Source organism: Sphingomonas sp. SP5 (assembly GCF_058313455.1).
On record NZ_JBZFLF010000001.1, the window covers coordinates 759,902 to 771,896 of the forward strand.

The window sequence follows — 11,995 nt, forward strand, 5'->3', positions numbered from 1 at the left end:
ATCGGGCTCGCCGATCAGACGATCTTGCGGACCGTCGCGACGATCTTCTTGGCGTCGATCAGCGCCTGCTTCTCGAGGTTCGCAGCATAGGGCAGCGGCACGTCCTCGTTGGTGACGCGCAGCACCGGTGCGTCGAGGTCGTCGAAGCCCTCTTCCATCACGAACGCGGCGATCTCCGACGCGATCGAGCAGGTCGGCCAGCCTTCCTCGACGACGACGAGGCGGTTAGTCTTGGCGAGGCTCTTCAGCACCGTGCCCTTGTCGAGCGGGCGCAGCGTGCGCAGGTCGATCACCTCTGCCTCGATGCCGTCGCCGGCCAGCTGCTCGGCGGCTTCCAGCGCCAGGCCGACGCCGATCGAATAGCTGACCAACGTCACATGCTTGCCCTGCCGCATGATCCGCGCCTTGCCGATGGGCAGGACGTAATCGTCGAGCTTGGGCACCTCGAACGAGCGGCCGTACATCAGCTCGTTTTCGAGGAACACGACCGGGTCTTCGCTGCGGATCGCGGCCTTCAGCAGGCCCTTGGCGTCGGCCGCGTCATAGGGCGCGATGACGATCAGGCCGGGGACGGACGCGTACCAGGGACCGTAGTTCTGGCTGTGCTGCGCGCCGACGCGGCTCGCCGCGCCGTTGGGGCCGCGGAACACGATCGGGCAGCGCATCTGGCCGCCGGACATGTAGTTGGTCTTGGCCGCCGAATTGATGATGTGGTCGATCGCCTGCATGGCGAAGTTGAACGTCATGAATTCGATGATGGGCCTGAGGCCGCCCATCGCCGCGCCGGTGCCGACCCCGGCGAAGCCGTATTCGGTGATCGGCGTATCGATGACGCGGCGGTCGCCGAACTCGTCGAGCAGGCCCTGCGTCACCTTGTACGCGCCCTGATATTGCGCGACCTCTTCGCCCATCACGAAGACGCGGTCGTCCTTGCGCATCTCCTCCGCCATGGCATCGCGCAACGCTTCGCGGACGGTGGTCTTCACCATCTCGGTGCCTTCGGGGATCGCGGGGTCCTGGACACCGTCGTTCTTCGCCGCCTCGAACAGCTGGCGTGCGCCGGTCTCCACCTTTTCCTGCGCCGGGTGCGCGGAGTCCTCGACCTTGTCGGCGGGCTTGTTCTCGTCCGCCTTGGCGTCGCCCTTGGGGCTGTCGTCCTTGGTTGCACCGCCGGTCGACGCAGCGGCGTCGGCGCTCTCGCCCTCTTCGAGCAGGATGGCGATCACGTCGCCGACCTTCACATTGTCGGTGCCCTCGGCGACGACGATCTTGCCGATCGTGCCTTCATCGACGGCCTCGAACTCCATGGTCGCCTTGTCGGTCTCGATCTCGGCCATGATGTCGCCGGACTTCACCGTGTCGCCTTCCTTGACGAGCCACTTCGCGAGCGTGCCTTCCTCCATGGTCGGCGACAGCGCGGGCATCTTGATCTCGGTCGCCATCTCAGTAGCTCTCCACCAGCACGTCGGTATACAGTTCGGCCGCATCGGGCTCGGGCGTGCTTTCGGCGAAATCGGCGGCTTCGTTCACGGTCTTGCGGATCTCTTGTTCGATGGACTTGAGGTCGGCCTCGGTCACGCCCTGCGCATCGAGCAGCTTCTTGACGTGCTCGATGGGGTCGGACTTGTCGCGCACGCCCTGCACCTCCTCGCGGCTGCGGTACTTGGCGGGGTCGGACATCGAGTGGCCGCGATAGCGATAGGTCTTCATCTCGAGGATGACCGGGCCCTTGCCCGCGCGCACCCAGGCGAGCGCCTCCTCGGCGGCGCCGCGGCAGGCGAGCACGTCCATGCCGTCGACCTGGATGCCGGGAATGCGGAAGCTCTCGCCGCGGCGGTACAGCTGGTCTTCGGCCGAGGCGCGGTTGACGCTGGTGCCCATCGCGTACTGGTTGTTCTCGATCACGAAGATGATCGGCAGCTTCCACAGCTCGGCCATGTTGAAGCTTTCGTACACCTGGCCCTGGTTCGCGGCGCCGTCGCCGAAATAGGCGAGGCAGACGCCGCCGTCGTTCGAATACTTGTGGCCGAAGGCGAGGCCGGTGCCGAGGCTGACCTGCGCACCGACGATGCCGTGGCCGCCGTAGAACTTATGCTCGGTCGAGAACATGTGCATCGAGCCGCCCTTGCCGCGGCTGATGCCGGCGGCACGCCCCGTAAGCTCGGCCATGATGACCTTGGGATCGATGCCATAGGCGAGCATGTGGCCGTGATCGCGGTATCCGGTGATGACCGAGTCCTTGTCGCCGTCGAGTGCCGACTGCAGGCCGACCGCGACCGCTTCCTGGCCGATGTAGAGATGGCAGAAGCCGCCGATGAAGCCCAAGCCATAGAGCTGGCCCGCCTTTTCCTCGAAACGGCGGATCAGCAGCATCTGCTTGTAGAAGTCGAGCAACTGCTCCTTGGTCGCCTCGAACGGTTTGGGATCGGCAGGGCGCTCGCGGTTGCTAAGCGGTACGGCGGGAGGAGCAGGCGATTTGGCCACGGATTACCTCAACGGTCCTGGGGGATGTGGGTGAGCCTATAGGCGCTGTTCGGCGCGAACATCAATTCCCTGGGTCAACATGGCTGTGACGTAGCGTTTCTCGATGCGGTCCTGACCCAACATGTGCCTCCAGCGTCATCCCGGCGCACGCCGGGACCCATGGACCCGGTCGGACCGTAGCGGCGCGAAACGCTGGCCGCGTGCATCCATGGATCCCGGCATGCGCCGGGATGACGGAACAGGCCAAGCCCCGACGCAGGGGATGACAAGAAGAAGGAACGCTCGGACCAATAGCGCAACTGTGTTGCCCTTCTGCGCCACCCTTGCCAAAGCTCCCGCCCACATGGCCACGCATCCCTTCCGCATCGCCAATTTCCGCAGCTACTGGCTGTCGCGCCTGTCGGGCACGATCGCGCAGACCGCGCTTGCGATCGTCATCGGCTGGCAGGTCTATGGCCTGGCGCGCGAGACGATGGACGTGCGGCAGGCGGCGTTCATGCTCGGCATGATCGGCGCGGCGCAGTTCGTGCCGCTGTTCCTGCTCACCCCCGTCACCGGCCTGGTCGCCGACAGCGTCGACCGGCGCTGGATCGTGCGCGCCACCACCGCGCTGATCGCCGCCGTCGCGGGGGTGCTCGGCCTGCTGACCTGGGCGGGCGACCTAACCCTGCCCGCGCTGTTCGGCGCGGCGGTGCTGATCGGCGTCGCGCGCGCCTTCACCGGCCCCGCCTATTCGGCGCTCGCCCCCAACCTCGTGCCGCGCGAGAGCCTGCCGACGGCCATCGCGATATCCTCGATCGCCTGGCAGGTCGGGTCGATCGCCGGGCCGAGCGTCGGCGGCTTGCTCTACGCGATCCACCCGGATGTCGCCTATGCCACGATCACCGCACTGTTCGTGGTGGCGCTCGTCACCATGCTGACCATCGGCAAGGTGCCGCAGCCGCCGGCGCAGAAGGACCGGCGGCCGCTCCACCGCATCCTCGACGGCTTCCAGTACGTGCGCAACAATCGGCTGGTGCTCGCCGCGATCACGCTCGACCTGTTCGTGGTGCTGCTCGCCGGGGCGACGGCGCTGCTGCCGATCTATGCGCGCGACATCCTGCACGTCGGTGCGACCGGCCTCGGCGTGCTTGCCGCCGGCATGGGGATCGGCGCGGCGGTGACGGCGGTGTGGTTCTCGTTCCGGCCGATGAAGAGCAATGTCGGCGTCAAGATGCTGATCGCCGTCATCATCTTTGCGGTGGCGGTGCTCACCTTCGGCGTCTCCACCTGGTTCCCGCTGAGCCTTGCGGCGCTGATCGTCGCGGGCGGTGCCGACATGGTGTCGGTCTACGTCCGCCAGTCGCTGATCCAGCTGCACACCCCCGATGCGATGCGCGGCCGGGTGAGCGCGGTGTCGCAGCTCACCATCTCGGCCTCCAACGAACTCGGCGAGGCGGAAAGCGGGCTGATGGCCTCCTTGCTCGGCCCGGTCGGCGCGGTCGTCTTCGGCGGCTGCGCGGCGATCGGCATCACCCTTGTCTGGGCGCGCCTGTTTCCGGAGCTGAAGCGCGCACGGACCTTCGATCGACCCGATATGTTACAGGTCGAACCCCAACACGGAGAAGCCAAGCCATGAAGGCCAACACCATCCTGGAGACGATCGGCAACACGCCGCACATCCGCATCCAGCGGCTGTTCCCCAACTCCGAAGTGTGGATCAAGTCGGAACGCTCTAATCCGGGCGGATCGATCAAGGACCGCATCGCCCTCGCCATGGTCGAGGCGGCGGAGGCATCGGGCGACCTCAAGCCCGGCGGCACGATCGTCGAGCCGACCAGCGGCAATACCGGCGTCGGCCTCGCCATGGTCGCGGCGGTGAAGGGCTACAAGCTGATCCTCGTCATGCCCGAATCGATGTCGCTCGAACGGCGCCGGCTGATGCTCGCTTATGGCGCGACCTTCGATCTCACCCCGCGCGAAAAGGGGATGAAGGGATCGATCGAGCGCGCGCTGGAGATCGTCAACCAGACGCCCGGCGCCTGGATGCCGCAGCAGTTCGAGAATCCGGCGAACATCGACGTCCATGTGAAGACGACGGCGCAGGAGATCCTGAACGATTTCGCCGATTCGCCGATCGACGTGCTCATCACCGGCGTCGGCACCGGCGGCCACATCACCGGCGTCGCCGAGACGCTGAAGAAGACGTGGCCGAACCTCAAGGTCTTCGCGGTCGAGCCCGCCGCTTCCCCAGTCATCGCCGGCGGCCAGCCCGGCCCGCACCCGATCCAAGGCATCGGCGCCGGCTTCATCCCGCGCAACCTCCACACCCAGGCGCTGGACGGGGTGATCGAGGTCGACGCCGCGGTCGCCAAGGACATGGCGCGCCGCTCGGCAGCCGAAGAAGGCCTGCTGGTCGGCATCTCCTCGGGCGCGACGCTGGCGGCGATCCTGCAGAAGCTGCCCGATCTGCCCGACGGCGTGCGCGTGCTCGGCTTCAACTACGACACCGGCGAACGCTATCTGTCGGTGCCTGACTTCCTGCCGGAGCAATAAGCCTTCCGTCGTCATTGCGAGCGAAGCGAAGCAATCTAGGGTTCCGCGCGACGCACTGGATTGCTTCGTCGCTCTGCTCCTCGCAATGACGATGGTATGGGAACCGACATATCGACCGGCGGAGTCACCGCACGCACTCCATGGCTCTCCGCCGTCCTGATCGCGACATCGGCGCTCGCCATCGCCGTGCCGGCATGGGTCGTCACCCATCCCCCGGCACTGCCCAAGCCGCGGCCGAAGGTCGTGCTGCGCCACCGCATCGTCCCGCCGGCGGAGCTGCCGCCGGTCGAGCCCGTCGCCTTCGTCGACCTCTCGCCGGACGATGCCAAGGCGTATAACGCCGGCATCCCCTTCTCCACCCTGCCCAACCCGGCGGCGCGGCCGTTCCGCTTCGCCGGCAGCGCCGAGGATCGCGCGCGCGCCACCGATTGCCTGGCAGCGGGCGTGCTCTACGAGGCCGGCGACGACGGCGAGGGCGAACGCGCGGTCGCGCAGGTGGTGCTCAACCGCCTGCGTCATCCCGCCTTTCCCAAGACGGTGTGCGGCGTCGTGTTCGAAGGCGAGGACCGGCGCACCGGCTGCCAGTTCAGCTTTTCCTGCGACCATGCGCTGACCCGCTGGACGCCGACCGCCGACGCCTGGCGCCGCGCCCGCGCGGTGGCGGCGATGGCGCTGGCCGGATCGGTCTACAAACCGGTCGGCTATGCGACGCATTACCATACCGACTGGGTCGTCCCCTATTGGCAGGCGAGCCTGGACAAGGTCGCCGCGGTGCACAGCCACCTGTTCTTTCGCTGGACCGGCTGGTGGGGGACGCCCCCCGCCTTCGATCGCCGCCCCGCCGCCGGCGAACCGGTGATCGCGCAACTCGCGCCCCTGTCCGACGCGCACAAGACGGCAGCGGCACTCGCCGGCGCCGATGCGGCGCTGCTCGACGCGGCGGAGGCGCTGGGGCTCACCGCCGCCAATGCGAACGGGCTGGCGGCCACCGCCGCACCGGCCGACGCCGCCGGCACCGACGCCGGGGAGGACGGCGACTTCATCGCCACCCTGCCCCGCGGCCTGCAACCCGACGCCTATCCGGCGCTGGCGCTGCGCACCTGCGGCACCCGCCCGTCCTGCCGCTTCGCCGCCTGGGCCGACGGCGCCAAGGCACCCAGGGCGTTTCCCTTCACGCCCGAACAGGTCGCGACGATGACCTTCAGCTTCCTGCGCGAAGGCGCGACGGGGATCGAAAAACCGCTGTGGAATTGCGCGCAGGTGCAGCGCGCGGACCGGCGCCAGTGCATGAAGCAACAGGTGCTGCTGACCGCGGCACCTGCCTCGGCGGCGACACCGGCGGCGAAGGGTCCGGAGGATCTGGGCGGTGTGCGCAGGAAGGCGTCTCCCACTCCTCCCCCGCCAGCGGGAGGTGGCGCGGCGCAGCCGTGACGGAGGGGGAGGTAAGCGACGCACTCCTTTGGCGAAGGCATCGCTCGCCCCCCTCTCCACCATTCGGCTGACGCTGGACGGGCCCCCTCCCCATGGCGGGGAAGGATTACCTGTGCCCGCGAATCGCCTTGGCCAGCGCCGCCTTGTCCATTGTCGACCGCCCCTCGATGCCGATGTCTCGCGCTTCCTTCAGCAGGTCGGCCTTGCTGCGCTCCTCCAGCTTGGTGCCGCGGTGGTCGAGCGATCCGTTCGCCTTCGCATTGGCGATACGGGCGGCCTTTTCCTTGGAATTGCCCTGCTTGCGCAGCTCTTCGTAGAGCGCATCGTCCTTCACCTGCGCACCGTGGTCCTTCGCCATCGCTTTCACCTCCTCGTCCGGCGCCCGAAACGCCCGGGCCGCGAAACGGTTCGTTTTCGCGTGTGACAAACAGGCGACAAACCTGGAATGCGTTCCTATATGGCCACCCGCACGATGTGAGCCCCCGCCACCATGCTGACGACCAACCCCTACGATGACGACAAGCTCCGCGAGGAATGCGGCGTGTTCGGCGTATCCGGCAGCGACAGCGCCGCCGCGCTGGTCGCGCTCGGCCTGCACGCCCTGCAACATCGCGGACAGGAGGCTGCCGGGATCAGCAGCTTCGACGGCCATCATTTCCACACTCATCGCGCGATGGGGCATGTCGCCGGCAATTTCGACCGCGACGACGTGATCCGCGCCCTGCCGGGCAGCGTCGCGGTCGGCCACGTCCGCTATTCGACCACCGGCGAGACGGCGCTGCGCAACGTCCAGCCGCTTTATGCCGAGCTGGCGAGCGGCGGCTTCGCGGTCGCGCACAACGGCAACATCTCTAACGCGATGAAGCTGCGCCGCGAGTTGATCCGCCGCGGCTCGATCTTCCAGTCGACCAGCGACACCGAAACGATCATCCACCTCGTCGCGACCAGCAATTACCGGACCCTGCTCGATCGCTTCATCGATGCGCTGAAGCAGATCGAGGGTGCCTACAGCCTCGTCGTGATGACGCCCGAGGGCATGATCGCCTGCCGCGACCCGCTCGGCATCCGCCCGCTGGTGATGGGGCGCCTCGACGGCGCGGTCATCTTCGCATCGGAAACGGTGGCGCTCGACGTCTGCGGCGCGACCTTCGAACGGCAGGTCGAGCCGGGCGAGCTGGTGATCGTGCAGGGTAACGAGGTACGCTCGATCCGCCCCTTCGCGCCGATGGCGCCGCGGCCGTGCATCTTCGAATGGGTCTATTTCAGCCGCCCCGATTCGATCGCGGGCGACCAGTCGGTCTATACCGTGCGCAAGGCGATCGGCGCGCAGCTGGCGATCGAGGAACCGGTCGAGGCCGACCTCGTCATCCCCGTCCCCGATTCGGGCGTGCCGGCGGCGATCGGCTATGCCCAGCAATCGGGCATCCCGTTCGAACTTGGCATCATCCGCTCGCATTATGTCGGCCGCACCTTCATCCAGCCGGGCGACAAGGTCCGCCACCTTGGCGTCAAGCTGAAGCACAATGCCAATCGCGCGCTCATCAAGGGCAAGCGCATCGTCCTGATCGACGATTCGATCGTGCGCGGCACCACCAGCCTCAAGATCGTGCAGATGATGCGCGATGCCGGCGCGGCGGAGGTTCACATGCGCATCGCCTCGCCGCCGACGCGGCACAGCTGCTTCTACGGCGTCGACACGCCGGAGCGTGCCAAATTGCTCGCCGCCAAGCTCGACCTCGGCGGCATGACCGACTTCATCCACGCCGACAGCCTCTCCTTCGTCTCGATCGATGGCCTCTACAAGGCGCTGGGCGAGGCGAAGCGCGCTGATATCCGGCCGAAATATTGCGACGCCTGCTTCACCGGCGATTATCCGACGACGCTGACCGACCATGACGATGTTGCCGACGTCGATCAGTTCGCGATGCTGGAAGAGCGCGTCAACTAAGCGATGACCAAGCCCCTCGAAAATAAGCTCGCGCTGGTAACCGGTGCGAGCCGCGGCATCGGTGCTGCCACCGCCATCGCGCTCGCCGCTGCCGGCGCGCACGTCGTGCTGACCGCGCGCACCGCCAAGGACCTCGAATCGGTCGAGGAGACGATCTTCCAGGCCGGCGGTTCGGCGACGATCGCGCCGCTCGACCTGACGCAGACCGACAGCATCGCGCGGCTCGCCTCGGCGGTGGGCGAACGCTGGCAGGCGCTGGACGTGATGGTGCTTAATGCCGCCATGCTCGGCAGCCTCGCCGCCGTTCCTGCGATCGATGCCAAGGAACTGGCGCAGGTGCTCACCCTCAACGTCAGCGCGCAGGTCGCGCTGATCCAGGCGTTCGACCCGATGCTGCGCAAGGCGCCCCACGCCCGCGTGATCGGTATCACCAGCAGCGTCGGTCGCAATCCGCGCGCCTATTGGGGGGCCTATGGCGCCTCCAAGGCGGCGTTCGAGACGCTGATCGGTGCCTATGGCGACGAGACGAGCGGGATCGGCGGCATCCGCACCGCGATCGTCGATCCCGGCGCCACCCGCACCAAGATGCGCGCCCGCGCCTATCCCGGCGAGGCGCCCGAATCGGTCAAGCCGCCCGAGGTCGTGGCGGAGCGGATCGTCGCGCTGGCGATCGACGGCTTCCCGGCGGGGCATATCGAACGGATCGGCTGACCGGCCAGGATTGCATGGGGAATCGAAGCGTGTTCGCTGATGATGTAACGTTAATCCGCACTCACCGTTCGCCCTGAGCCTGTCGAAGGGCATGAGTCTCACCTGTGCTTCGACGGGCTCAGCACGAACGGTTCTACGTCCCTGTCATCCGCAGATAGCCCTTCTCGTCTGCCTCGAACGAAGCCGGCTCAACCTCAGAAGAACTCTCTGCCGCCCCGATATTCGCGATAGGCCCTGTCCCATTTCGCGCCGACCTCTCCGCTCACCGGGCGCAGGCCGGGATCGGTGCCGTCCGCATCGCCATCGAGGGGCGGCGGCGCATCGCGGAACGGGGCGATCCGCAGGCGGGTGAGATGCCACACATAGGCTTTCTCATGCTCGCTGACCGGCGCCGCCTTGCCCCAGGCCACCTCCTGGAACTGGCGCTGCGCCGCCGAACGCGGGCGACGTTCGCGCAGGCGGAGCGCGTCGTAGAAGGACAGGTGGCCCGCCAGCAAAGCCTCGTAGCGGCGCTCGGCATCGGCATCGTCGGGCAATGGCACCGGCCCCGCTCCCCATCGATCTAGTCGGAAACCGACCGATCATCATCGTACCACCGTCGTCCCCGCTGTCATCTCCCTTCCGCACCGATCGTTCCGTGTTCGCAACGATGGCAAGTTCTTGCCGTTTTCATGTCCGCTTAACCACGATCGCCAATCGGGCAGTCATCTCGCGGCCGTAGAAACCCCGGAATGCGGGGCTTTCTTCCCAGAGTCGGCCGATGGGCCATTGCAACATATGCGGCAACGCTGGTTGCCGCCCCTTTGTCCGCGTCGGGGCTGCTCGATTATGTCGGCCAATGCGTACCGTTTGCGCGCGCGGCGTCGGGCATCCAGATCTATGGCGATGCCTGGACTTGGTGGAGCCAGGCTGACGGCCGCTACGACCGCGGTCATACGCCCCGCATCGGCTCGGTCATCGTCTTCGCCAAGACCGGGCGCCTGCCGCTCGGCCACGTCGCCGTCGTCAGCCGCATCGTCGAAAAGCGCGTGCTGATGCTCACCCATGCCAATTGGTCGCGCCAGAACGGCGAACGCGGTCATGCCGAGCAGGACGTGACACTGTACGACGTATCCGCGGGCAACGACTGGAGCGAGGTAAAGGTCTGGTTCCGCGACGCCGACGGCCTCGGCGGCACGGTCTATCCGATCGAGGGCTTCATCTACGGCGGTCGCCCCTCCAAGCAACTGACCGGCCGCGATCCGGATTACGTCGGCGCGCTGATCGACGCCTATGTCCCCAGGTAGCCAGCGCGCGCCGGTAGACAGCCGGCCCCGGTAGACAGCGGGCAAAGCGGCCGTAAGATCACGGCCATGTTCCTCGCCTTTCTAGACGAACTCCGCGCCGCCGGCATTCCTGCCAGCCTCAAGGAGCATCTGCTGCTGCTCGAGGCGCTCGACGCCGAGGTGATCGATTCGACACCCGAAGCCTTTTACTATCTCGCCCGTGCGACCTACGTGAAGGACGAGGGCCTGCTCGACCGCTTCGATCAGGTCTTCGCCAAGGTCTTTCGCGGCATCGCCACCAGCTACGGCACGGACCCGGCGGACATTCCGGCCGACTGGCTGAAGGCGGTCGCCGAGAAATACCTGACGCCCGAGGAGATGGAGCAGATCCGATCGCTCGGCTCCTGGGACGCGATCATGGAGACGCTCAAGCAGCGCCTCGCGGAACAGGAAGGGCGCCATCAGGGCGGCAGCAAATGGATCGGGACCGGCGGCACCAGTCCCTACGGCAACGGCGGCTATAACCCGGAGGGCGTCCGCATCGGCGGCGAAAGCCGTCACGGCCGCGCGATCAAGGTGTGGGATCAGCGCGAATTCAAGAACCTCGATTCGACGCGCGAACTCGGCACCCGCAACATCAAGGTGGCGCTGCGCCGCCTGCGCCGCTTCGCGCGCGAGGGCGCGGCGGACGAACTCGATATCGACGGCACGATCGACGGGACCGCGCGGGCCGGCTGGCTCGATATCCGCATGCGGCCCGAGCGGCGCAATGCGGTGAAGCTGCTGCTGTTCCTGGACGTCGGCGGCTCGATGGATCCCTGGGTGAAGCTGTGCGAGGAACTGTTCAGCGCCGCCACTGCCGAGTTCAAGAACCTCGAATTCTTCTATTTCCACAATTGCCCGTATGAGGGCGTGTGGAAGGACAATACGCGCCGCTTTGCCGAGCGAACGCCGCTGTGGGACGTGCTCCATAAATTCGGTCACGATTACAAACTGGTGTTCGTCGGCGATGCGTCGATGAGCCCCTATGAGATCACCCATCCCGGCGGCTCGGTGGAGCATTTCAACGAAGAGGCGGGCGCGGTGTGGATGCAGCGGCTCACCACCACCTATCCCGCCGCGGTGTGGCTCAACCCGGTGCCGGAGGGACAATGGGGCTACAGCCAGTCGATCCGCATCCTGCGCGAACTGATGACCGATCGCATGTACCCGCTGACGCTCGCCGGACTGGACGACGCGATGCGCGAACTGACGCGCAAGCGGTAACGCGGCTCTGCGCGATCCATCGTCTTCTCGTCGTCACCCGATCATGGTACGATCGGTCCGATTCGGGAAAAAACCATGCGCTACCTGCCGTTGATCGCCCTGCTGCTGCCCGCCGCTGCCCCGGCGCAGACGTTGCGGATCGAGCCTTTCAACATGCCGGTCCTGAACGAGCCATTGGACGCAACCAGATGCATCGCGCCGGAAAGACGCCGCGTCGGCAACCAGCCGGCGCCTCGCGCGCGCAAGCTCGGCGAGATGCCCGATGCCAAGCCGATCTACACCGTGCTCAACAAGGTGGATGGTTGCCCGAAGCCGGTGAGCGTCAAGCGGGGCTGATCGCGCCCACCCTCACCCT

General features: G+C 66.9%; 12 protein-coding genes. 8 read left to right on the forward strand and 4 right to left on the reverse strand.

Translation table 11 applies throughout. The annotated features are described in order from the left end of the window. Nucleotides 1-14 precede the first annotated feature (14 nt). Together AC4GY7_RS03425 and pdhA are read right to left on the reverse strand one after the other, a co-directional pair. Entirely contained in the window at nucleotides 15-1,442 is a 1,428-nt protein-coding gene (locus AC4GY7_RS03425; protein ID WP_491111996.1) for a pyruvate dehydrogenase complex E1 component subunit beta, read from the reverse strand. A 1-nt stretch (nucleotide 1,443) separates the two neighbouring features. Next, complete coding sequence (pdhA, locus tag AC4GY7_RS03430; RefSeq protein ID WP_491111997.1) at nucleotides 1,444-2,484, reverse strand: pyruvate dehydrogenase (acetyl-transferring) E1 component subunit alpha; 1,041 nt, start codon at nucleotides 2,482-2,484, stop codon at nucleotides 1,444-1,446. 343 nt (nucleotides 2,485-2,827) lie between these two features. Between pdhA and AC4GY7_RS03435 the strand changes: the two genes are divergently transcribed. From AC4GY7_RS03435 to AC4GY7_RS03445, 3 genes are all read left to right on the forward strand, one after another. Further along, nucleotides 2,828-4,102 carry an MFS transporter gene (locus tag AC4GY7_RS03435; RefSeq protein WP_491111998.1) on the forward strand — a complete coding sequence of 425 codons (1,275 nt, stop codon included), beginning with the start codon at nucleotides 2,828-2,830 and terminating at the stop codon, nucleotides 4,100-4,102. After that, on the forward strand, nucleotides 4,099-5,019 hold the full coding sequence (gene cysK / locus AC4GY7_RS03440; RefSeq protein ID WP_491111999.1) for a cysteine synthase A: 921 nt from the start codon (nucleotides 4,099-4,101) through the stop codon (nucleotides 5,017-5,019). Before AC4GY7_RS03435 ends, cysK begins: the two co-directional genes overlap by 4 nt. A 96-nt stretch (nucleotides 5,020-5,115) precedes the next feature. Further along, nucleotides 5,116-6,450 (forward strand): cell wall hydrolase, encoded by a 1,335-nt coding sequence (locus tag AC4GY7_RS03445; RefSeq protein WP_491112000.1) that lies wholly within the window; start codon nucleotides 5,116-5,118, stop codon nucleotides 6,448-6,450. A gap of 106 nt (nucleotides 6,451-6,556) precedes the next feature. Here the strand turns inward: AC4GY7_RS03445 and AC4GY7_RS03450 are convergent, their stop codons facing one another. Further along, the gene (locus AC4GY7_RS03450; RefSeq protein WP_491112001.1) at nucleotides 6,557-6,808 is read right to left on the reverse strand and encodes a DUF7218 family protein; all 252 of its coding nucleotides are present in this window, start codon (nucleotides 6,806-6,808) and stop codon (nucleotides 6,557-6,559) included. Between the two features lie 132 nt (nucleotides 6,809-6,940). Between AC4GY7_RS03450 and purF the strand changes: the two genes are divergently transcribed. Together purF and AC4GY7_RS03460 are read left to right on the forward strand one after the other, a co-directional pair. After that, the gene (gene purF, locus AC4GY7_RS03455; RefSeq protein ID WP_491112002.1) at nucleotides 6,941-8,398 is read left to right on the forward strand and encodes an amidophosphoribosyltransferase; all 1,458 of its coding nucleotides are present in this window, start codon (nucleotides 6,941-6,943) and stop codon (nucleotides 8,396-8,398) included. A gap of 3 nt (nucleotides 8,399-8,401) precedes the next feature. Beyond that, nucleotides 8,402-9,109, forward strand: a complete 708-nt coding sequence (locus AC4GY7_RS03460) for an SDR family NAD(P)-dependent oxidoreductase (RefSeq protein WP_491112003.1) — start codon at nucleotides 8,402-8,404, stop codon at nucleotides 9,107-9,109. A 194-nt stretch (nucleotides 9,110-9,303) separates the two neighbouring features. On the opposite strand, the gene AC4GY7_RS03465 is transcribed toward AC4GY7_RS03460, so the two are convergent. Next, nucleotides 9,304-9,651, reverse strand: coding sequence for a hypothetical protein (locus AC4GY7_RS03465; RefSeq protein WP_491112004.1), 348 nt, complete (start codon nucleotides 9,649-9,651; stop codon nucleotides 9,304-9,306). A 189-nt stretch (nucleotides 9,652-9,840) separates the two neighbouring features. On the opposite strand from AC4GY7_RS03465, the gene AC4GY7_RS03470 reads away from it, so the two are divergent. The 3 genes from AC4GY7_RS03470 to AC4GY7_RS03480 all read left to right on the forward strand — a co-directional run bounded on the left by AC4GY7_RS03470 (nucleotide 9,841) and on the right by AC4GY7_RS03480 (nucleotide 11,976). Continuing rightward, nucleotides 9,841-10,395 carry a CHAP domain-containing protein gene (locus AC4GY7_RS03470; protein ID WP_491112005.1) on the forward strand — a complete coding sequence of 185 codons (555 nt, stop codon included), beginning with the start codon at nucleotides 9,841-9,843 and terminating at the stop codon, nucleotides 10,393-10,395. Nucleotides 10,396-10,461: 66 nt separating this feature from the next. Then, a complete protein-coding gene (locus tag AC4GY7_RS03475) occupies nucleotides 10,462-11,640 on the forward strand; it encodes a vWA domain-containing protein (protein WP_491112006.1) in 1,179 nt (392 codons plus the stop codon). 75 nt (nucleotides 11,641-11,715) lie between these two features. Beyond that, nucleotides 11,716-11,976 (forward strand): hypothetical protein, encoded by a 261-nt coding sequence (locus AC4GY7_RS03480; protein ID WP_491112007.1) that lies wholly within the window; start codon nucleotides 11,716-11,718, stop codon nucleotides 11,974-11,976. Nucleotides 11,977-11,995 lie beyond the last annotated feature (19 nt).